General features: G+C 71.6%; 18 protein-coding genes. 3 read left to right on the top strand and 15 right to left on the bottom strand.

The genetic code is table 11. The annotated features are described in order from the left end of the window. Positions 1–68: 68 nt before the first annotated feature. From ABXJ56_RS07310 to ABXJ56_RS07300, 3 genes are read left to right on the top strand one after another with little or no spacing between them, the layout of a single operon-like run. On the top strand, positions 69–896 hold the full coding sequence (locus ABXJ56_RS07310; protein WP_353999035.1) for an FAD binding domain-containing protein: 828 nt from the start codon (positions 69–71) through the stop codon (positions 894–896). Then, positions 893–3,727, top strand: coding sequence for a molybdopterin-dependent oxidoreductase (locus ABXJ56_RS07305; RefSeq protein WP_353999034.1), 2,835 nt, complete (start codon positions 893–895; stop codon positions 3,725–3,727). The genes ABXJ56_RS07310 and ABXJ56_RS07305 overlap by 4 nt, the downstream gene beginning before the upstream one ends. Positions 3,728–3,729: 2 nt before the next feature. Next, the gene (locus tag ABXJ56_RS07300; RefSeq protein ID WP_353999033.1) at positions 3,730–4,314 is read left to right on the top strand and encodes a nucleoside deaminase; all 585 of its coding nucleotides are present in this window, start codon (positions 3,730–3,732) and stop codon (positions 4,312–4,314) included. Between the two features lie 42 nt (positions 4,315–4,356). Here the strand turns inward: ABXJ56_RS07300 and ABXJ56_RS07295 are convergent, their stop codons facing one another. From ABXJ56_RS07295 to ABXJ56_RS07225, 15 genes are all read right to left on the bottom strand, one after another. Beyond that, entirely contained in the window at positions 4,357–4,935 is a 579-nt protein-coding gene (locus tag ABXJ56_RS07295; protein WP_353999032.1) for a helix-turn-helix transcriptional regulator, read from the bottom strand. A gap of 29 nt (positions 4,936–4,964) precedes the next feature. Then, entirely contained in the window at positions 4,965–5,999 is a 1,035-nt protein-coding gene (gene add, locus ABXJ56_RS07290) for an adenosine deaminase (RefSeq protein ID WP_353999031.1), read from the bottom strand. Between the two features lie 59 nt (positions 6,000–6,058). After that, positions 6,059–6,934 carry an ABC transporter permease gene (locus ABXJ56_RS07285; RefSeq protein ID WP_353999030.1) on the bottom strand — a complete coding sequence of 292 codons (876 nt, stop codon included), beginning with the start codon at positions 6,932–6,934 and terminating at the stop codon, positions 6,059–6,061. Next, positions 6,931–7,770, bottom strand: coding sequence for an ABC transporter permease (locus ABXJ56_RS07280; protein WP_353999029.1), 840 nt, complete (start codon positions 7,768–7,770; stop codon positions 6,931–6,933). Before ABXJ56_RS07280 ends, ABXJ56_RS07285 begins: the two co-directional genes overlap by 4 nt. Next, complete coding sequence (locus ABXJ56_RS07275; RefSeq protein WP_353999028.1) at positions 7,760–8,584, bottom strand: ABC transporter ATP-binding protein; 825 nt, start codon at positions 8,582–8,584, stop codon at positions 7,760–7,762. Before ABXJ56_RS07275 ends, ABXJ56_RS07280 begins: the two co-directional genes overlap by 11 nt. 40 nt (positions 8,585–8,624) lie before the next feature. Then, positions 8,625–9,707 (bottom strand): ABC transporter substrate-binding protein, encoded by a 1,083-nt coding sequence (locus tag ABXJ56_RS07270; RefSeq protein ID WP_353999027.1) that lies wholly within the window; start codon positions 9,705–9,707, stop codon positions 8,625–8,627. 152 nt (positions 9,708–9,859) lie between these two features. Then, positions 9,860–11,056, bottom strand: coding sequence for an XdhC family protein (locus tag ABXJ56_RS07265; RefSeq protein WP_353999026.1), 1,197 nt, complete (start codon positions 11,054–11,056; stop codon positions 9,860–9,862). Then, positions 11,056–12,465 (bottom strand): amidohydrolase family protein, encoded by a 1,410-nt coding sequence (locus tag ABXJ56_RS07260; RefSeq protein ID WP_353999025.1) that lies wholly within the window; start codon positions 12,463–12,465, stop codon positions 11,056–11,058. Before ABXJ56_RS07260 ends, ABXJ56_RS07265 begins: the two co-directional genes overlap by 1 nt. Before the next feature lie 26 nt (positions 12,466–12,491). After that, positions 12,492–13,817 carry an allantoate amidohydrolase gene (locus ABXJ56_RS07255; RefSeq protein WP_353999024.1) on the bottom strand — a complete coding sequence of 442 codons (1,326 nt, stop codon included), beginning with the start codon at positions 13,815–13,817 and terminating at the stop codon, positions 12,492–12,494. Between the two features lies 1 nt (position 13,818). Then, on the bottom strand, positions 13,819–15,003 hold the full coding sequence (locus ABXJ56_RS07250; protein ID WP_353999984.1) for a pyridoxal-phosphate-dependent aminotransferase family protein: 1,185 nt from the start codon (positions 15,001–15,003) through the stop codon (positions 13,819–13,821). A 74-nt stretch (positions 15,004–15,077) separates the two neighbouring features. Beyond that, a complete protein-coding gene (locus tag ABXJ56_RS07245; protein WP_353999023.1) occupies positions 15,078–16,712 on the bottom strand; it encodes an AtzH-like domain-containing protein in 1,635 nt (544 codons plus the stop codon). Then, complete coding sequence (locus ABXJ56_RS07240) at positions 16,699–17,805, bottom strand: acetamidase/formamidase family protein (RefSeq protein WP_353999022.1); 1,107 nt, start codon at positions 17,803–17,805, stop codon at positions 16,699–16,701. The genes ABXJ56_RS07245 and ABXJ56_RS07240 overlap by 14 nt, the downstream gene beginning before the upstream one ends. After that, the gene (gene allB / locus ABXJ56_RS07235) at positions 17,802–19,166 is read right to left on the bottom strand and encodes an allantoinase AllB (RefSeq protein ID WP_353999021.1); all 1,365 of its coding nucleotides are present in this window, start codon (positions 19,164–19,166) and stop codon (positions 17,802–17,804) included. Before allB ends, ABXJ56_RS07240 begins: the two co-directional genes overlap by 4 nt. Positions 19,167–19,255: 89 nt before the next feature. Next, a complete protein-coding gene (locus tag ABXJ56_RS07230; protein ID WP_353999020.1) occupies positions 19,256–20,017 on the bottom strand; it encodes an aspartate/glutamate racemase family protein in 762 nt (253 codons plus the stop codon). After that, the gene (locus ABXJ56_RS07225; protein WP_353999019.1) at positions 20,014–21,672 is read right to left on the bottom strand and encodes an NCS1 family nucleobase:cation symporter-1; all 1,659 of its coding nucleotides are present in this window, start codon (positions 21,670–21,672) and stop codon (positions 20,014–20,016) included. The genes ABXJ56_RS07230 and ABXJ56_RS07225 overlap by 4 nt, the downstream gene beginning before the upstream one ends. Between the last annotated feature and the right edge of the window lie 82 nt (positions 21,673–21,754).

The raw sequence follows: 21,754 nt of genomic DNA, 5'->3' as shown, positions 1-21,754 counted from the left end.
ACACCCGCGAAATCCGGGCCTGATTCACTCGGGGAGTCCCCGATCCGGAACCCGTGGAAGGAAGGCGCATGGACATCACCTCCGTCACCTCCTACCGCTTCGCGCGCACGCGGGACGACCTCGCCCTCGCCGCCGGCGAGCGCATCCTCGCGGGCGGCACGTGGCTCATGAGCGAACCCCAGCCCGACGTCACCGGGTTCGTCGACATCACCCGCATGGACTGGCCCGACCTGGAGACCCACTCGGGCGGTCTGCGCATCGCCGCGACCTGTACCATCCGCCGATTCGTCGACTTCTCACGCGACGCGATCGCCACCCACGCACCGACCTGGCCCGCCCTCGCCGCCGTGACGGATGCCGCGCACGCCCTCCTCATGTCGTTCAAGGTGTGGAACACCGCCACCGTCGGCGGCAACGTCTGCCAGTCGTTCACCGCCGCCGCCATGGTCTCCCTCCTCGTCGCCCTCGACGCGGACGCGATCATCTGGACCCCCGACGGCGGCGAACGCCGCCAGCCCGTCGCGAGCTTCGTCACCGGACAGATGACGAACACCCTCGCGTTCGGGGAAGTCCTTCGCGCCATCGAGATCCCGGCATCCGCCCTCGAAGCGACGGTGTCGTTCCACAAGATGGCCCTCGCCGAGCTCGGCCGCTCCGGCATCGTCGTCGTCGGCCGCAGCGACACCGGCGGCGCCGCCACCGTCGCGGTGACCGCATCCACCCTCACGCCGCACGTCTTCCGCTACGACACCCTCCCGGACCCGGACTCGCTCGCCCGCGATGTCCGCAGCCCCGACGACTTCTTCACCGACGCCCTCGGCGACGCCGACTGGCGGCGCGAGATCACCGCCGTCCTCGCCGAGCGCGTCCGCCGCGACCTGGAGGCACGCCGATGAGACTCACCATCGACGGGCGCGAATGGGAAGGCGAAGCCACGCCCGGCCAGTGCCTCCGCACCCTCCTGCGCGCCTCCGGCACCATCTCGGTCAAGAAGGGCTGCGACGCCGGCGACTGCGGCGCGTGCGCGGTCATCCTCGACGGCGAACCCGTGCACTCGTGCATCATCCCCGCCGCGCGCGTCGACGGCTCGGTCGTCACCACCGCGGCGGGCCTCGCTCCCGCGGACGACCTGCATCCGGTCCAGGAAGAGCTCGTCGCACGCTTCGGCTTCCAGTGCGGATTCTGCACGCCGGGCATGGCCGTCACCGCCTCGACCCTCACGCCGGACGACCTGCCCGACCTCGACCGCCGCATGAAGGGGAGCCTCTGCCGCTGCACGGGGTACCGCCCCATCCGCGACGCCATCGAAGCGTCCGTAGGCGAACCCGCGGACGGCTGCGCATCGACGCTCGGCGCCGTCCGCGAGACCGGGCGCGCACCCCGCGAGACCGGGAATGTGACCGGCGGCATCGGCACCTCGGTCATCCCCGAGGCCGCGCGCCGCATTGTGCAGGGCCTCGAACCCTTCACCCTCGACATCGCCGGCGGCGACGGCGATGACGAGGCCCAGCCGCCGACGCGCACCCTGATCCTCCGCGTGGTCGGCTCCCCGCACGCCCACGCCCGCATCGTCTCCATCGACACCAGCGCGGCCCTCGCCGTTCCCGGCGTCGTCGCAGTGCTCACCCACGAGGACGCCCCCGCCACGCGATTCTCGACCGGCCGCCACGAGCACCGCGAGGACGACCCCGACGACACCCGCGTCCTCGACGACGTCGTCCGCCACGTCGGGCAGCGCGTCGCCGCCGTCGTCGCCGAGACCGCCACCGCCGCGGATGCCGCCGCCCGCCTCGTCGACGTCGAGTACGACGTGCTCCCCGCGGTGTTCGAGCCCGAAGCAGCGCGTACGGCCGGCGCTCCGCTCCTGCACCCCGACCGCACCCCCGAGGATCGCGTCTTCGAGGCCGGTCGCAACGTCATCGCGTCCATGCACGACACCACCGGCGATGTGGACTCGGCGCTGGCCGCGAGCGCCGCCGTCGTCTCCGGCGAGTGGCAGACCTCCCGCGTCACCCACGCGCAGCTGGAGACCCACGCGAGCGTCGGCTGGCTCGATGACGACGGGCGCGTGGTCATCCGCTCCTCGACCCAGGTGCCGTTCCTCACGCGCGACGAGCTCGCCCACGTCTTCGACCTCCCCCGCGAGCGGGTGCGCGTGTACGCGGCACGCGTGGGGGGCGGCTTCGGCGGCAAACAGGAGATCTTCACCGAAGACCTCGTGATGCTCGCCGTCCTCCGCACCGGACGGCCCGTGACGTACGAGTTCTCGCGCACCGAGCAGTTCACGCGCTCCGCGCTCCGGCATCCGATGCGGGTGCGGGTCACCCTCGGCGCGGACGCCGACGGCACCCTCACCGCCATGAGCCTCGACGTCCTGAGCGACACCGGCGCCTACGGCAACCATGCGATCGGCGTCATGTTCCACGGCGTCGCCGAGTCGACCACCGTCTACCGCGTACCGCACCGCCGCATCGATGCCGAGGTCGTCTACACGAACAACGTCCCCTCGGGCGCGTTCCGCGGCTACGGGCTCGGTCAGGTCATGCTCGGCGTCGAATCGGCGATGGACATGCTCGCCGAACGCCTCGCCATCGATCCCTTCGAACTGCGCCGCCGCAACGTCATCCGCGCCGACGACCGCCTCCACCCCGACGACGATCCCTACGAAGAGGATCTGGTCATCGGCAGCTACGGTCTCGACCAGTGCCTCGATCTCGCGCAGGACGCCCTGCGGCGCGGCAACGGTGTCTCCGCGCCCGACGGATGGCGCGTCGGCGAGGGCATGGCGCTGGCGATGATCGCCACGATGGCTCCGCGCGGCCACTTCTCCCGTGCCCGCGTCTCGGTCCGCCCCGACGGCGACTACGTCGTGCGGGTCGGCACGGCCGAGTTCGGCAACGGCACGACGACCGTCCTCCGCCAGATCGCGGCATCCGTCCTCCACACCTCGTTCTCGCGCCTGCGACTGTGGAACGCCGACACGGATGCCGTGGAGCACGACACCGGCGCCTTCGCCTCGACCGGCATCACCGTCGCCGGGAAGGCCCTCGCCGCGGCCTGCCAGGCCCTCGCCGAGCGGATGCGGACCCTCGCGGCGGAGATCGTCGGCGTGGAGGTCGCCGACGCGATCCTCGGCGACGCGGGTGTCTCGACCCCCGCGGGCATCGTCTCGTTCGCGGACATCGTCGCGCGGGCGACCAGCGACGAGCGCGATGAGAACGGCCTGTTCGCCCTCGGGGGCGAGGACGGCGACCTCCGATCGGTGGCCTTCAACGTCCACGCGGTGCGCGTCGCCGTCGAACCCGAGACCGGTTCGGTGCGGATCCTGCAGTCCGTGCAGTCGGCGGACGCCGGCACCGTCATGAACCCCGCCCAGCTGCGCGGACAGATCGAGGGCGGTGTCGCGCAGGGAATCGGCAGCGCCCTCTACGAGGAGGTGCTCGTCGAGGACGGGCGCGTGCAGAACCCGATGTTCCGGCTCTATCGCGTCCCGCAGTTCGCGGATGTGCCCGAGACCGAGATCCTCCTCGCCGAGACGTCCGACCGGGTCGGCCCGTTCGGTGCGAAGTCGATGAGCGAGTCGCCCTACAACCCCGTCGCGCCCGCGATCGGCAACGCCATCTCGCGCGCGCTCGGCGCGCGCGTGTTCCACCAGCCCTTCACCCGACAGCGCGTGTGGCGCGTCGCGCAGGGCGCAGAGACCCCCACCCCCGACCCTTCGGAGTGAGCATGCCCCTCGCCACCGCCTTCACGATGAGCCTTCCCGACTGGCTCGTCGCCGAGATCGACGACCTGCCCGACACCCTCCCGACGCTCGAGGACCGGATGGCGCTGGTGAACCGCCTCGCGGACCGCAACTGGCGCGAGGGCAACGGCGGACCGTTCGCGGCGATCGTCGTCGACGAGGCGACCGGCGCCCTCGTCTCCGTCGGCGTGAACGTCGTGCTGTCGACCGGGATCACGTCCGGTCACGCGGAGGTGATGGCGCTCGGCCTCGCCCAGGCCGCCCTCGGCCGGTGGGACCTCGGCGCCGGTGCCGACCTGTCGCTCGTGGTCAACTGGCGCCCGTGCGTGCAGTGCTATGGCGCGACGATGTGGAGCGGCATCCGTCACCTGGTCGTCGCCGGATCCGGACCCGAGCTCGAGGAGCTCAGCGGCTTCGACGAGGGTCCGATGGTCGCCGACTGGGCCGCCCAGTTCGCCGCGCGCGGCATCCGCGTCACCGAGGACATCCTCCGCGACGAAGCGCTCGAGGTGTACCGCGCGTACGGCGCGAGCGACGCCGTGGTCTACAACGCCCGCGGCGAGAGCTGAATCACCGGGCTCCGAGCGCGCCGGACTCGTCTCACCGGGAGTTCACCACGCCTGCTTGACCACGAGCAGCCGGAAGGGATCGCCGTCCGCCGACCACCACCGGTGCGACGTGCCGCCCGGCGAGTACACCGACGCCCCGGGCTCGAGATCGCACACCCGGTCGTCGAGCTCGATGCGGACCCGACCGGCCAGGACGTAGACGAACTCGTCCTCCGCGTGCACGAAGTGCTCCCCCGGTTCGACCGCATCGCCGGAGATCTCCATCGGTCGGAACGTCCCGGGACGATGCGCGAGCATCCGCGCGGTGCCGGAGGCGAACCCCTCCGGCACCGCGCCGGAATCCGGGCCCACCACCTGAACGACGGGCGCGGTGTCGGCATCCTCGTCCGCCGCGGCGATGATCTCGATCGGGCTGGTCTCCAGCGCCACCGCGAGTCGGCGGAGTGATCCGAGGCTCGGCTGCGCGAGGCCTCGCTCGAGCTGACTGAGGAACGGATGCGACAGGTCGATCCGCTCCGCCAGCTGCACGAGCGTGAGTCCTCGCGCGTGCCGAAGCCGTCGCACGTGCGCCCCGAGGCGCCGCGCGGCGGCGGCGTCGTCGGCAACCGTGGAGTCGGTCATGGACGGCTCGGGTCGGGATGCCGTCGGTCTCAGCCGGGAAGCGGCACGTCGTGGGCGGCGGCGTACTCCTCGACCGCGGCGACGTACGCCGCGCGCCGGGCGGGCGTGATCCACGACACCTCGAACGAGTTGATCGCGAGCTGCACGAGGTCGGTGCGCGACAGCCCCGCCTGCTCGGCGAGCGCGACGTAGTTGTCACCGACGTACGCCCCGAAGTACGCGGGGTCGTCGGAGTTGATCGTCACCCGGACACCCTCACGGAGGAGGCCGACGATCTCGTCGGACTTCATCTGCTCGGTCACGAACGAGTTCGACACCGGGCACGTGGTGAACCCGAGTCCGCGCTCTTTCGCGACGGCGACGAGCGCGGGGTCCTCGACGATGTTGGTGCCGTGATCGATGCGATCGACCCCGACCTCGTCGATGACGGCGCGGATGTTGTCGATCGAGCCGACCTGGTCGATGTCGCAGTGCATCGTGAGGAAGAAGCCCTCCGCCTTGGCCCGCGCGAAGACCGCCGCGAACTTCCCCGGCGGGTTGTCGCGCTCGTCCGAGTCGAGCCCGACCCCGACGATCCAGCGGCGGTAGGGCAGCGCCTCCATGAGGGTCGCCATGGCGTACTCGGCGGAGAAGTCGCGCAGGAAGCAGAGGATGAGCTCCGCGGTGATGCCCAGCTCATCGGCGGCGCGGACCGCAGCCCGCCGGTACCCGCCGATCACGTTCTCGAACGGGACGCCGCGGCTGGTGTGCGCCTGGGGGTCGAAGAACATCTCGGCATGCACGACGCCCTGCGCCTTGGCCCGCACGAGGTACTCCCATGCGAGGTCGTGGAAGTCCTCCGCGGTCTGCAGCACCTCCATGGCGGGGTAGTAGATCGCGAGGAAGCTCGTGAGGTCGGTGAAGTCGTAGCTCGCGCGGATCTCCTCGACGCTCGTGTGCGGCAGCGTGATGCCGTTCCGCTCGGCCAGGGCGAACTTCAGCTCGGGCTCGAGTGTGCCCTCGAGGTGCAGGTGGAGTTCGGCCTTCGGGAGGCCGAGGGCGAAGTCGCGGAGCGCAACGGTCATGCGGGGGTCCTTTCGGGAATCGCGCGCGGGGGGTCGCGCGGGGGTCTCTCGTCGGACCGTCAGGCCCGGTCGGCCATGCCCATGCGGGCGAGGGCGACCGACTCGACGATCTGCACGAGGTTGTAGAGGATCAGAGCGGATGCCGTCACGAGGACCACCGCGGTCCAGACGGCGGAGAACTGGGCCTGCGCGACATAGCCTCCCACGGCGCCGCCGATCCCGCCGCCGACGGCGAGCCACTCCGCGAGCAGCGCACCGGTGATGGCACCGGGGACGGAGATCCGGACCGCGGCGAAGAACTCCGGGAGGGAGCTCGGCAGGGCGATCTTGTGCAGCCGTGTCCAGGAGGTGCCGCCGTAGACCGTGACGAGGTCGTTCATCTGCGGGGATGCCGACTTCAGACCGAAGACGATGGTGACCAGCGCCGGGAAGAACACCACGATGCCGCCGATGACGGCGATCGAGGCGAAGTCCCGGCCGAAGATGAGGATGATGACCGGCGCCATCGCCACGAGCGGCACCGAGCGCAGCAGCATCGCGAGCGGCATGAGGGCGTGCTCGACGCCTTTGCTGAGCTGGAAGAGGATCGCGACGATCAGCGCCGCCACGAGCCCCGCGGCGAACCCGACCGTGGCGTGGCCGAGGGTCACGGCGAGCTGGCCGAACAGCCGCTCCCGGTTCTCGTCGGCCGCGGGCACGGTGAAGAGGAACTCGTACACCTCCACCGGACCCTTGCCGACATACGGGGAGATGCCGAAGAGCCAGAGCGACCCGACCCAGATCACCACGACGGCGACGATGGTCAGGACGAAGGTGAGGACGCTCCGCCCGAGGGCGCGCAGCGTCGACCGACGCACCTCCCGGCGGACGTCGGCGTTGAGCGCGGCCGTCCGTTCGGTGTCGGCGGATGTCGGAGCCGGAGCCGTGGTGGTCATCGCGCACCTCCTCGCGACCAGGGCGCCACCGCGCGGGCGACGAGACCGAGCAGCGCATACCCCGCGAGCGCCACCGCGCCGGAGACGAGGGCGATGTCCCACACCCGCGGTGCGTTGAGCGCCTGCTGCGCGGCGATCATCGCGGGCCCGACGCCGACGGTGATCTTGCCGAAGAACTCGCCCAGCACGGCGCCGAGGAAGGCGGCCGGCACCGCGATCTGCAGGGCGTTGAGCGTGGCGGGGAGAGCGGCGATGAGACGCACCTTCCGGAGCTGCGTGAACTTCGATCCGCCGTAGACGGTGATGACGTCGAGGCTGGAGGTGTCGGCGGCCTTGAGCCCGAGGAGCGCCCCGACCACCGTGGTGAAGAAGCAGCTGAGGGCGGCGAGGAAGATCGCGGTGACCGACGGCTCGCCCGCACCCGGGATCGGGGCGATGACGACGAGCAGGAGGCCGAGTGCGACGATCGGCACGCAGTAGGTGATGATCGCGATCTGCATCACCACGCCCTCCAGGCGCGGGACGACGAGGACGAGGGCGGCGAGCACGAGCGCGAGCCCGTTCCCCCACAGGTACCCGATGCCGGCCTCGGTGAGGGTGACGGAGAAGTTCCGGACGTAGAACTCCCACCCGGTGGCGAAGAACTCCGCGACCACCTGCGGGGGTGTGGGGATCGCCTGCACGCCGCCGGGTCCGACGTTCGAGAAGACCGTGACGGCCAGGATCCACCACAGGGCGATGATCCCGACCCCGCCGATGAGCCCCGTGACCCATGCGGGCAGGCGCACGTCCTCCCACTGGACCGCGCGCGAACGGGTGGGGGCCTCAGTGGTCATCCGCCGCGGCCCCTCCGACACCGAAGAGGAGCTCCTGCGCTTCGTCGACGTACGCGTGGAACTCGGGGCTCCGCATGAGGTCGGGCGTCCGGGGACGCGGCAGGTCGATCGTCATGACGTGCTTGACCCGGCCCGGGCGCGGACTCATCACCGCGACCTGGTCGGAGAGGAAGATCGCCTCGCTGATGCCGTGGGTGACCAGCAGCGTGGTGGCGGGCTTCTCGGTCCAGATGCGGAGGAGTTCGAGGTTGAGCTTCTGCCGGGTCATGTCGTCCAGCGCGCCGAACGGCTCGTCGAAGAGCAGGACCGAGGGCTTCATGATGAGCGAGCGGGCGATGGACACGCGCTGCCGCATGCCGCCCGACAACTGGGCGGGCTTGGCCTTCTCGAAGCCCTTGAGACCCACCAGCGCGATCATCTCCGCGACATAGGCCTTGTCGACGGGCTTCCCCGCCACCTCGAAGGGCAGCTGAATGTTGGACTGCACGCTCCGCCAGGGCAGGAGCGCGGCATCCTGGAAGGCGATCCCCAGCTCGTTGCCGCGGCGGAGCTCCTTGGGGCTCTTGCCGTCGACCCGGGTGGTGCCGCTGGTGGGGTCTTCGAGACCGGCGAGGATGCGGAGGATCGTGGACTTGCCGCAGCCGGACGGCCCCAGCAGCGCCAGGAAGGTGCCCTGGTCGGTGTGGAGGTTCGCGTCCTGCAGCGCCACGACGCTCTTGCGCCCGACGGTGAAGACCTTGTTCAGCTCGGTGATCTGCAGGCCGGTGCCCAGGGTCGTCCCCTGGGCACCGGTCTGGGTGGCCGTTTCGGTCACGGTATCGACTCCAGAATGGATCTCTTATCGACGAGGGGGCTCAGCCCGCGTAGTCGAGAAGGTCCGGGTTCTCTTCGTAGACCTCGGCCAGGAGGCTGAGGTCGAACAGGTCGGCGGCCTCGAGTTCGATGCCGGCGCCGGCGAGGCTCTCGATCGTGAGGGCCTGCAGGTCCTCCGAGATCGTGAACAGGCCGTTGGCCTCGGTCTCCTCGGAGACGACGAGCTCGTTCTGCGCGAGCGAGCCGGCGAGGGTCTTCTCCGGGTCGAGGTCGAGGTCGGTGCCGTAGACCTCGAGGGCGAGATCGGCGCCGCCCTGCGGATCGGCGAGCGCGTCGGTCCAGCCGCGGAGCTCGGCGACGAGGAAGGCCTTCAGCATCTCGCGGTTGCTCGCGATCTGCTCGTCGGTGACGGTGAAGGTCTCGGCGACGAACGGCAGGCCGTTCTGGGCGAAGGGGAGGTTGGTGGTCTCCAGGCCCATCATCTCCACGGTGATCGCCTCGTTGGTGATGTACGAGACGAAGCCGTCCACCTCGCCGTTCACAAGCGGCGCCGGGTCGTACTGGACCGGGACGACGGTGAGCTCGGACGGGTCGATGTCGTTCGCGGCGAGCAGCGCGTTGAAGAGCGAGGTGTTGGAGTCCTGCACACCGATCCGCTTGCCGATCAGGTCCTCGGGGGTGGCGATGTCGCCGCCGTCGGCGAGGGACAGGATCGTGAAGGGGTTCGCCTGGAAGGTCGCGCCGATGATCTTCAGCGGGGCGCCCTCGCTCGCGACGGCCGAGCCGATCGAGACCGAGTCGCTGAGCGCGATGTCCGCTGTTCCGCCGAGAAGCTCGGCGACACCGGTGGAGGGACCGGGGACGAGGTTGACCGAGCTGAAGCCGGCCTCCTCGAAGTAGCCGTTGGTGTCGGCGAAGTACTCTCCGGCGAACTCCTCGTTGAGGATCCAGCTGAGCTGCAGCGTCAGGTCGCCGTAGCCCTCGGCGGCGGCGTCCGACGGGTCCGCCGACGTGCCGGCGTCGCCGGAGCCACCGGCGCAGGCGGTGAGGGCGAGCGCGCTGACGGCGATGCCGGCGAGTGCCGCGGCGGCGCGCGAGACGCGGCGCGAGGAAGTGGATGTCATGTGATCTCCAGTCAGAGGGGGGTGCTCGGGTGAGCGCACCCGCCCTGGGCCTCGACGGGGTGCGTGGAAGCGACGCTAGGGGATGTAGATTTCACCAACACTGGCCGGAGTGTTTCGGCGGGATTACGTCTTCCGAGCCGCCCGCCCGGGTCTCATCGGCGGTTGCCGCCGCCGTCCCACCGCGCGACGACGGCGTCGACCGCGTCGGAGCACACGGCATCGGGAGCGTTCGACCGGCCGATGCCGCCCGGTACGACGGCGTCGGGGTGGATCGGTCCCTCGGCCTCGCGAAGGGGCACCCCTGTTCCGCCCGATCGCACGAGGACGATCTCGGCGAGGATCGACAGGGCCGTCTCCTCCGGGGTTCGCCCGCCCAGCGCGAGACCGATCGGGGAGCGCAGGCGCGCGAGCGCGGCATCCGTCACCCCGGCGGCACGGAGGCGCGAGAGCCGGTCGTCGTGCGTGCGCCGGCTGCCCATCGCCCCGACGTACGCGGCGGGCGAGGCGAGGGCGGCGGAGAGCGCGTCGACGTCGAAGCGCTCGTCGTGGGTGAGGACGCACACCGCGGTCCGCTCGTCGATCGGCGTCGCGGCGAGGTAGCGTCCCGGCTGATCGTGCACGACCGTGGCGCCGGGGAACCGCTCGGCCCGGGCGAACACCTCGCGCGGATCGCACACGGTCACCTCGAATCCGGATGCCGCCCCCAGGCGCGCCAGGGCGACGGAGAACTCCACCGCTCCCACGATGATCAGCCGCGGCGCGTGCGGGAACGGCACTGCGAGGACTTCGACGGCGCCTTCGGGATCCCCGGCGTAGCGGAGGGCGACGGGGGCGGCGGCCGTCACGGCGCGGCGGAGGTCCGACTCCGCGCACGCGAACGCATCGCCGGCCGTCCCGCCGGCACGAGTGCCGTCACCCGTCACGGCGAGCAGCGCGCCGCCGCCGGACGCGGCATCCGTCACGATCCCGAGGGCGACCGTTTCGCGCCGATCGACCGCGTCGATGACCGCGCGAAGCGCGTCGGCGGCGCGCGAGCCGGGAAGGACGGGGACCACCAGGACGTCGATCACGCCGCCGCACGTGAGCGCTGCGGCGAATGCGCGCTCATCGGAGATGCCGTAGCGCGAGCGGGTGCTCTCCCCCGACGCGAGCGCCTGGAGGCACAGCTCGTAGACGGCCCCGTCGACGCAGCCCGCCGAGACGTTCCCGTGCACCTCGCCCGCGGCGTCGACGAGCATCGCGGTGCCGATCTCGCGGGGCGCACTGGCGTAGGCGTCCACGAGCACCGCGAGCGCGAACGGCTTCCCCCGGTCCAGCCGGGTGCGGGCGGGCTCGAGGACGTCGCGCATCAGCGGGGGTGACCGAACCGGGCCGCCTGCGAGGGGAGGTCGGCGTGCAGGCGGGCGCTCGCCTCGGCCGCGAGGGGGTTCGTGCTGACCCCGTCCTCGCTCACGAGCACTCCGCCGACGTACACCTTCTTGAGGTTACGCAGACTCATCGACAGGACATAGGAGCGGACCGGGTGCCAGAGCGGCCCGACATCCGGCATCCGCGGATCGACGACGACGAAGTCGGCGAACTTCCCGACCTCGAGGCTGCCGACCCGGTCGTCGACACCGAGGATCTCGGCGCTGCCGAGGGTGTGCAGGCGCAGCACCGTCTCGGGCGTCATCGACAGGGGCTCCTTCGTCCGGGCGCGCTGCAGGAAGATGCCCGCGCGCATGTTGCCCCACGGGTCGGAGATGTCCGTGCACGCCTGGTCGTCCAGGCCCATGCCGACACGGATGCCGAGCTCGAGCATCTCGGGAACGAGCGCCACCCCGGACGCGAGGCGGCCGTTGGAGGCCGGCTGCCACGACATCGACGCGCCGCCCGCGGCCGTGGCCTCGATGATCTCGGGCGTGGTCTGGATGAAGTGGCCGAACATCATGTCGGGACCGAGCGCTCCGGCATCCCGGTAGAGGGCGAACTTGGCCTGCTGCAGCGGCACCGCCTCGGGGGACTCGAGGAAGTGCGCCTGGTTGGTCACGCCGAACCGGCGCATCGCCTCGACCTCGAATTCCGCCGCCTCGGGCCGGGGCGACCACTGCACCTGCCCCATGATCGACGCGCCGAGGGCGAGCGAGGGGTCCATCGACCGGGTGTGGGCGACCTCGGCGGCGAAGCGGTCGAAGATCTCGTCGTCGGCGCCGGCGGTGACGTCCATGCCGATCGCGTCGACGAACCGGAGGCCCGCGTCGCGGCATCCGTCGGCTTGGCGCGTGTGGTACTCCACGTCGCGGAGCGGGGCGTTGCCGACCCGCTTGCCGTCGACCATCGATTCCCAGGCCTGCAGCGGGTCGGTGAAGTTGTACGCGGTGGTCACGCCGTTGGCGAGGAAGTCGAGGGCGCCGTGCAGCGTCGACCAGTACATGTCCTCCGCGGACATGTGCGAGGTGAAGCCCAGCATCGAGTCGCACCAGCCGTAGAGGGTCTCGCTCACGCCGAGGCCCCGCAGACCCGAGGTGAACAGGTGCGAGTGGCTCGAGACGAAGCCGGGCGCCACAAATGCGCCGGCGACGTCGAGGGTCTCGTCCGCCGTCGTGCCCGCGGGCGGCGACCCGGCGCCGAGCGCGGCGATGCGTCCGTCCTCGACGAGCATCCACCCCTCATCGATGTGGCCGAGGTCGGGGGCGCCGTCGGCGACGGTGAGGAGGCGGGCGCGGGTGACGAGAAGGGACGACATGACGAACTCCGGATCGTGCGGCGGGGCGTTCACGCTACCCGCGGTGTGTTTCGAGCCTGCTACGGCTGCGCGTGGGCGGGGTCGTGGGCGAGATGGAGGACCGCCTCGGCGAGGGCACGGATGCCGCGGGCGACGTCGCCGCCCGACACGGCCTCGTCGGGGTGATGGCTGATGCCGTCCGGGTTGCGGAGGAACAGCATCCCCACCCCGGTGACCGCGCCGATCGCCATCGCGTCGTGACCGGCGCGGGAGAAGAGGGTCGCGGGCTCGGCGGTCGTGTCCTCGCGGGTGTCGTCCGCGCGGGTCGCGAGAATGCCCTCGCGCACCACGTCCTGGAGGAGCGGACGGCAGAACACCGCGGGCGCCCGGTGGATCTCGCGCGCGCGCCAGCGGAGTCCGCGGCGCCCCATCGACTCGTCGAGGTCACGGGCGAGGGCGTTCCACACCCGGTCGCGGGCGTCGTCGAACTCGCCGCGGAGGTCGAGGCTCATGTGGACTTCACCGGGGACGATGTTGACCGCGCCGGGAAAGGTCTCCAGCTGACCCACGGTCCCGATGATGTGATGCTCCGCGCGGCATATGCGCTCCACGGCGAGCGCCGCCTCGCTCGCACCGAGGAGGGCGTCGCGGCGTCGGTCGTAGGGGGTGCCGCCCGCATGGCGGGCCTCCCCCTCGATGACGAGCTGGAACCGGCGGGCGCTCGCGATCGACGAGACCACCGCGAGGGACTCGCCGCGCTCGTCGAGCTCCGGTCCCTGCTCGATATGCGCCTCGAGGTATCCGATGAGCTCCTCGGGTCTCCGCGCTGCCTCTCCGACCCGGCCCGGGTCGAGGCCGAACTCGAGGAAGGCCTCGCGGAGCGTCGTGCCGTCGGCATCCGTCAGCGTCCACCACGACTCGTCCCACGTTCCCGCGACGGCCGAGGAGCCGAGCAGCGCCTTGCCGAAGCGGGTGCCCTCCTCGTCGGAGAACGCCATGACCTCCAGTGCGAACGGCAGATCGACCCGGCGCGCCTCGAGATCCGGCGCGCGCAGGAGTCGGACGACCTCCAGCGCCATGAGGACTCCGACGATGCCGTCGAAGCGCCCGGCATCCGGCACGGTGTCGAGGTGCGAACCGAGCATGAGCGCGGGCGCCTCGGATCCGCGGGTGCCGTCGATGCGGCCGTACTGGTTGCCGGCGGCATCCTGTCGCGCGGTCATCCCGACCTCGCGCATCCACTCGGCGGCGAGGCGGTTGACCCGCGCGTGCTCCGGAGAGAGGTACACCCGCTCGATCGCACCGGGGGTGGCCGTCACGCGCGCGAGCTCGTCGCAGCGGGCCATCACCCGGCGCGCCGCGGCGGCGATCCGATCGCGGTCGACGGAGAGGAGGGATGCCGTCACGTCATGCGCCTCGATAGACGTCGGCCGCGGCATCCACACCGCCGCCGGGTGTGAAGGCAGTGTGGCCGAAGCGGCGGAGCACCGCCTCGAGGGCGGCGAGGGTGACCATCACGGCGTCCTCGCGCGCGTTGTAGCCCATCGTTCCGATGCGCCACACCCTGCCGTGGAGCGGTCCGAACGACGTGCCGATCTCGATGCCGAAGTCCTCGAGCATCGCCGCGCGCGCGGCGTCTCCGGGGACGCCCTCGGGGATGTACACCGCGACGATGTTCGTCATCTTGTGGGAGAGGTCGCCGAAGGTGGCGAGCCCGAGCGCGCGGACCCCGGCGAGCATCGCCTCGCCCGCGCGGACGTGCCGGGCGATGACGGCCTCGCGACCCTCGACCAGGACGAGGCGCGCGCACTCGCGGGCGGCGTAAAGCATCGACGCCGCCTCGGTGTGGTGGTTCAGGCGTCGCGGTCCCCAGTAGTCGAGGATCATGCCGAGGTCGAAGTAGTTCGACCGGACGAAGTCGGCCGCCTCCGGATCGCCCTCCTCGCGGATGCCGGCCTCGACGCGCTTGCGGGCCGCGACGACCTCGACCGCGCGCGGGCTGAGGGTGAGGGGCGCCGCACCCGAGGGACCGCCGAGGCACTTCTGGAGGCCGGCGGTGGCGGCATCCAATCCCCACGCGTCCGCCTCGAACGGGTTGCCGGCGAGCGACGCGGTGGCGTCGGAGTAGAACAGGGCGCCGTACCGCCGGCAGACCTCGCCGATCTCGTCGAGGGGCTGGAGCATCGTGGTCGAGGTGTCGCCCTGCACCATCGCCACCAGGGTCGGGCGCACGCGCGCGACCGCCTCCTCCACGACCGAGACCGGGAACACCTGTCCCCACTCGGCGTGGATCGTGTGCACCTCGGCCATCGCGCGCTCGGCGATCTCGGCCAGGAGGTGCCCGAAACGCCCGAACACGGGCACGAGCACGCGGTCGCCCGGGCGGATGAGCGAGACGATCGCGGCTTCGATCCCGGCGCGAGAGGTGCCGTCGACGATGACCGTGGCCTCGTTCTCGGTGCCCCACACCCGCCGGTAGAGGCCTTGCGTCTCGTTCATCGTCGCCGTCATGAACGGGTCGTACTGTCCGGTGAGCGGCGCCGACAGCGCGCGCAGCACGCTCGGGTACGCGTCGATCGGCCCCGGCCCCATGAGGAGGCGTCGGGGCGGCGCGATCTCCCCGGGGAGGCCGGCGAGGGCGGAGGAAGCGGGGGCTGCGGCGTCGGTCACGGGGAGTCCTGGGGGGATCGGGGGGCCGCGCTCGCGCCCAGCGGGGCGAGGCGACGGGCGAGACGGACGAGGGCGATGTCGGTGTTCTCGCGGGCGACGACCGAGATCCCGACGGGGGCGATCCCCGTCGCCGACGGGACGCGCAGGAGCGGTGCCGACAGGGCGGGGAGACCGCCGACGGCGGCGGGTGTGGTGAGGCGAAGGGTCGCCGCGCGCACCGCGTCGAGGTGGGCGGGATCGTGGGTGCGGAGAGGCGCGGGCCCCGGCACGGTCGGAAGGAGCAGGGCCGTCTCGGCGACGGCATCCGTGAGGCGCGCGCGCAGGTCCGCGATGCGCCGCCGCGCGTAGCGCTCGTCATCGGCGGTGAGGACGGATGCCGCGCGGAAGCGCTCCGCGACCGCGGGGCCGACGGCTCCCGGGTGCTCGCGCAGCCACTCCCCGTTGTTCCGCCACGCTTCGGCGCCCTGCACCGTCCGGAACGGAACGAGGTATTCGTCGAGATCGCCGATCGAGATCTCGACCACCTCGGCACCGGCATCCCGCACCTGCCGGACGAAGGCGTCGAACACGGCCCGGGTGTCGGCCTCGACCGCCGCGAGCGCCTCGGTCGGCACCGCGAAGCGCCACGGGAGGTCGACGCCGGAGGGCCCGTAGACGCTCTCGGTCGACTCGGACCCGTCGTAGCTCAGGCACCAGTCGGCGACCCGCTCGAGGGTCGCGCCGTCGCGCGTGAGCCAGCCGACGGTGTCGAAGCTCTGCGCGAGGGGCAGGAGGCCCTGGCGTGGGACCAGTCCGTGGGTGGTGCGCAGACCCCAGAGCCCCTGATACGACGCGGGCACGCGGATCGAGCCCGCGGTGTCGGTGGCGAGGCCGATATCGGCCTGCCCGGTGGCGACGGCGGTCGCCGGTCCGCTCGACGAGCCCCCCGGCAGCGTGCCGGGCACCGCGCCGTTGGGGGGCGTGCCGTAGTGGGCGTTGTCGCCGGCGATCGAATAGGCGAACTCGTCGGTGCGCGCGATGCCGCGCAGCGACGCGCCCGCGCGCAGGAGGTCGCTCACCGCCGGCGCGGTCGTCGTCTCGGGCCGCGCGCTGTCGAGGAAGGCCGGGTTGCCGGCCCCGATGCGGTAGCCCTTGATCGCGAAGAGATCCTTCACCGCGACGGTGAGACCCTGCAACGGTCCCTCCCACGCGCCCTGGAAGAGCGGGTCGCCGACCGTCCGCCACACCGAGCGGTCGAGGGCCGCCGCACGCGGAGTGACGTGGGCGGCGGCGATCTTCCACGCGCCGTCCTGCCGCTGCCACAGCTGCGTCTGGAGCCCCGTGCCCCCGCCGGCGTAGCGGGAGACGGAGACGAGGAGCGCGGCATCCGGCGCCAGCGGACGGTATTCGATGCGCTCGATCACGCGCGCGGGCACCCCGCCGCGCGTGCCCCGGAACGCCGAGATCGCATCGTGCCCGACGAGGAGCCCCGCCGCATCCCCCCGGAGCGCGTCCGGTCCGTCGATGAACGCCGCGTCGAGGGCATCGAGGTCGTTCGCCATGATCGCGCTCTCGTACGCGCGGAAGGCGTCCGCCAGGTCGGGCGGGATCTCGGGGCTCGAGCCGTCCTGCGGGGTGTCAGCGTCCGTCACGGGGTACCCCCTCGAAGTCGGCCTCGCGGATGCGGGCGTGCACGCCGCAGACGATGTCGACGACCTGCGAGATGTCGAAGTCCGTCGCCGCGCTGAGGTAGGCGTAGGCCAGGTGCTCCTCGACGCCCCAGCGCCCCTCGATGAGGTTCAGCGCCGAGCGGACGCAGGCGCGCATGGCCTCGTTCAGGTCGGGATCCAAGCCCGTGGGCACGAGGTACTCGGGGGTTCGGACGAGGGGTCCCGTGACCTCGCCGAACTCGGCGAGCGCCTCCGCACGCGGGATCACGTCGAAGCGCAGGGTCGCGCGCAGCGACGCCTCCAGCGCGGTGAGCGCGACCTCGCCGTCGCCCTGCGCGAAGTGCGGATCGCCGACGTAGGCGAGGGCGCCGGCGACCTGCACCGGGAGGTAGAGCGCCGTCCCCTCCACCAGCAGGTTGATGTCGATGTTGCCGCCGTGCGACCCGGGCGGCACCGAGTGCGGCCGCTCGTCGCCGGCCACGGCCACCCCCATCGTCCCGAGGAAGGGGGCGAGGGGGAAGGCGATGACCCGCTCGCCGCCGTCGACGAGGGGGAGGAGACCGACGAGGCCGCCGTCGCGTGCCTCGACGGGGGTGAAGACGCTGACGTGGTAGTCCCCCCGCGGGAGCTGGCCGACGAGGGCGCCCTTGCCGTGCCGGTTCGAGATGACGCCGTACGGCACGCGCGGGGCGAGGGCCTCCACCGTGATGCGCAGCAGATCGCCGGGCTCGGCGCCCTCCACGAAGATCGGGCCGGTCACCACATGCGGCCCGTCGCGCTCGGGGTCGCGCGCGCACGCGGCGGCGATCGCCACGGCATCCTCCAGCACGGATGCCGCATCCACCCCGTGCCCGGTGAAGTAGGTCATCGGATCCTTGCCGTGGTCCTCGAGGATCCCCTCATGACTGACGGTGTCGACCGTGACCGTCGCGCCGTCGGCGATGCGCAGGACCGGGGCATCCGCCGCGCAGGGCAGGCGCCCCCACAGGATCGTCTCCGGCGTCGCGCGCAGGTAGTGCGCGCCCGGGATGTCGCCGGTGCCCGGCTGCAGGACGGGGAAAGGGGGAACGCTCATCGGTCTCCTCCGCCGGCGGGGGTCGCCGGTGCCGCCAGGATCTCACGTCCCACCCGGGCGAGGACGCCCTCGCCCGCACGCCAGACCGGCACGCCGTGCACGAGAGTCTCGGCGACGACGCCGGAGAGGCGCTGTCCGTGCCACGGCGAGAGCTTGTTGCGGTACTCCAGGCGCTCGGCATCCACCGTCCACTGGTCCTCGGGGCGGAAGACGACGAGGTGCGCCGGAGCGCCGGGGCGGATGACGCCCGGGCCGTCGACCCCGGCGATGCGCGCGGGGCCGGTGGTCAGGAGCGGCAGCAGCTGCTCGAGAGGGATGCCGCGCGCCCGGGCCGCGGTCCACACGGCCGACAGTCCCGTCTGCAGGCCCGCGATACCGCCCCACGCGAGCCCGAAGTCGCCGCCGCCCTGCTCTTTGAGGGCCCGGGTGGAGGGCGAGTGGTCGCTCACGACGGCGTCGATCGTGCCGTCGAGGAGCCCGGCCCACAGGAGGTCCTGGTTCGCGGCGTCGCGGATCGGCGGGCAGCACTTGAACGCTCCCGCGCCGTCGGGGACGTCCTCGGCGCGGAGGGTGAGGTAGTGCGGGCACGTCTCGACCGTCAGGCGCACGCCCTCGGCCTTCGCGGCGCGGACGGCGTCGAGCGCGGTGCCGTCCGAGACGTGCACGATGTGCGCGCGGGCGCCGGTGCGGCGGGCGGCATCGATGACCGCGGTGATCGCGGCCTCCTCGCTCGCCGGCGGTCGAGAGGCGAGGAAATCGGCGTAGTGCGGGCCGAGCGGGCCGTCCGCGTGCAGGTGCGCGGGGTCTTCGGCGTGCACGATCAGCAGCCCGTCGAACACGGCGAGCTCGGCGAGGGCGGCCTCGAGCTGCGCGGCGTCGAGGTGCCCGAACTCGTCGATGCCCGAGGGCGAGAGGAAGCACTTCACCCCGACGACGCCGGCGTCGGCGAGCTCGACGAGCGTGCCGAGGTTCTCCGGCACCGCGCCGCCCCAGTACCCGACGTCGACGGCGAGCTTGCCCCGCGCGGCATCCCGCTTGTCGGCGAGCGCCTCCACGGTCGTGGTGACCGGCACGCTGTTCAGCGGCATGTCGAACAGGGTCGTCACCCCGCCCGCGGCAGCCGCGGCGGTGCCGGTGAGGAATCCCTCCCACTCCGTGCGGCCCGGCTCGTCGAGGTGCACGTGCGAGTCGACCAGGCCGGGGATCAGCACCGCGTCGTCGGGGACGACGTGTGCGGCATCCGCGTCGAAGGGACGGATGCCGGTCACGACGCCGCCGTCGACGTCGACCGTCGCGGGCGCGAACGCCCCGTCGAGGAAGACGCGGCGGGCGGCGACGGACGTCGCGGGGTCCTGGGTCATGCCGCCCACGCTAGGCCGCGCGGATTTCCCGCGTGTTACCCACACCAACATCCTGTTCACTTGTCTCTTCTCGCGGGTTCGACGCCGCCTCACCCGCGAGAGGCGACGAGTGAACGCGCGGGGGCGGGAACCGCGGACGCATCCGAGGACGTGAAGGGGGGCGAAGGGAAGGCGTATTCGTCACGCTTGCTCGTGCCGACACCCATCCGCACCATCCCCGCCGCAAGGCCCACCGCCGCGGCGACGCCGTCGACGACCGGCACTCCGAGTCGCGCCGAAAGCGTTCGGCAGAGATCGGTCATGCCCGCGCAGCCCAGCACGACGACATCGGCCCCGGCGGTCACCGCATCGGCGGCCAGGTCCGCGATGGTGGACGCCGCGTTCGAGGTCGTCTCCTCCAGGTCGAGGACGCGGATGCCGGAACCGGCGAGCGACACGCACGCGCGCTCCATCCCGTAGCGGTGGACCAGGTCCGCCGCGCGACCGAGGGTGCGGCTGAGCGTCGTCACCACCCCGAACGAGCGCCCGGACACCGCCGCGACGTGCATCGCGGCCTCGGCGATCCCGACCACCGGAACCGCGACCAGCTCGCGAGCGGCGTCGAGTCCGGGGTCGCCGAAGCACGCCACGATGTAGGCGTCGCTGCCGCCCGCGAGGAGATCCGCCTCGATGAGCGCGATGACGGCGGCCGCGGCACGCACCTCGTCGATGTGGCTCTCGATGGCAGCGGGTCCGACGTCGGGGCAGACCGCGCGCACCTCGACGCCGGGCCCGGCGACCTCCCGGGCGGTGACGGCGATCTTCTCCGTCATCGCCCGGGAGGTGTTGGGGTTGACGAGGGTGATCCTCACGCGCGCGGCTCCGAGACGATCGGCACCTCTGCCGAGATGGCGGGCGGTTCGGCGTCCGTCGTGGCCGCCGCACCGTCGCGCACGCCGTCCGAGATGCCCTCGGTCTCTCCGGCGAAGGAGGGGACTCGCGGGTCGAGCCGCTCGAACAGGACGAACAGGCCGAAGCCGAGACCGCAGCCGATGAACCAGGTGAAGTTGCCGATCCAGGAGATGTCGAATCCGCCCATGTCGGCGATCATCTTCGGGAAGACCGCCAGGACGATGGTCGGGATCCCGGCCCACAGCAGCGCCTTGATGCCGTTGGGGTTGTAGCCCTTCCGGTACCAGTAGGCGCCGGTCTCGGACATCGAGAACATCTCGTCGGTCTTGATCCGCTGGTGGGCGGCGATGTAGTAGCCGGCGATGAGGATGCCGAACAGCGGGCCGATGAGCGCGGCGAGGACGCCGAGGGAGTAGTGGATGGCGGTGGCGTTGGAGTACCAGTTCCACGGGAGGAGGAACACCGACCCGACCGCGGCGATCATGCCGCCCATCCGCCACGAGATCCTGTTCGGTGCGACGTTGGAGAAGTCGAAGGCGGGGGCGATGAAGTTCGCCACGATGTTGATGCCGACCGTCGCGGTGACGAACGTGAGCCCGCCGAGGAGGATGGCGAACGGGGTGTCGATGCGCTCGACGGTGTGGATCGGGTCGGTGATGAGTTCGCCGAAGACCGGAACCGTCGCCGACGCGGTGATGACCGTCAGCAGCGAGAAGAACAGGAAGTTCACCGGCAGGCCCCAGAAGTTGCCCTTCTTCACGGCCGCGAAGCTGCGGCCGTACCGGGCGAAGTCGCCGAAGTTCAGCATCGGGCCGGAGAAGTACGACACCACGATGCCGATGGCCATGAACATCAGCCCGATGCCGCCCCAGAACCCGACATCCGGGGTGCTCGGGTCGGACAGGTCGAAGGAGATGTTCTCCCACCCGGCCTGCGAGACGAGGTAGACGGCGAGGATGATCATCACCACGTAGACGGCGGGGCCCGCCCAGTCGATGAAGCGGCGGATCACCTCCATGCCGTTCCAGAACAGCGCGACCTGCGCCACCCAGAGGATGCCGTACGAGATCCAGCCGAGCGCCGACAGCCCCAGGAAGCTGTAGTCCAGGAGCGCGGCGCTTCCGGGGATGAACTTCAGGAAGATGATGTTCAGCGACTGCGCGGCGAGGAACGTCTGCACCCCGTACCAGGCGATCGCGATGACGCCGCGGATGATGGCGGGGACGTTCGCGCCCTTGATGCCGAAGATCGCGCGGTTGACGACGGGATAGGGGACACCGGTCTTCTGGCTCGGCTTCGCCACGAGGTTGGTGAACACCTGCACGATGACGATGCCGACGACGAGCGCGACGAGCACCTGCCAGGCGGCGATGCCGAGGGCGAACAGCGAGCCGGCGGTGACGTAGCCGCCGACGGAGTGCACGTCCGACATCCAGAAGGCGAAGATGTTGTACCAGGACCACTTCTGCTTCTTCAGGGGCGCGAGGTCCTCGTTGGCGAGGCGGACGTCGTACTCGGGCTTCATGTTGCCCGATCCCACCGGGTGCCCGGCGGCTTCGACGAGGTCGTGCGGTGTGGTGCGGGGTCCGCCCGGAGGCGGGGCGATCTCGGTCATGGGAAAACCTTCCAGGTGAGGAGCGGATGCCCGGAGCGGGCGGGGACCTGCGACGTGGAGTCCGCGGCCTGGTGGTGCTGAT

The organism is Microbacterium aurantiacum, from assembly GCF_040532595.1.
Classification (GTDB): domain Bacteria; phylum Actinomycetota; class Actinomycetes; order Actinomycetales; family Microbacteriaceae; genus Microbacterium; species Microbacterium chocolatum_B.
This window is presented reverse-complemented; position numbering and strand designations above follow the sequence as displayed.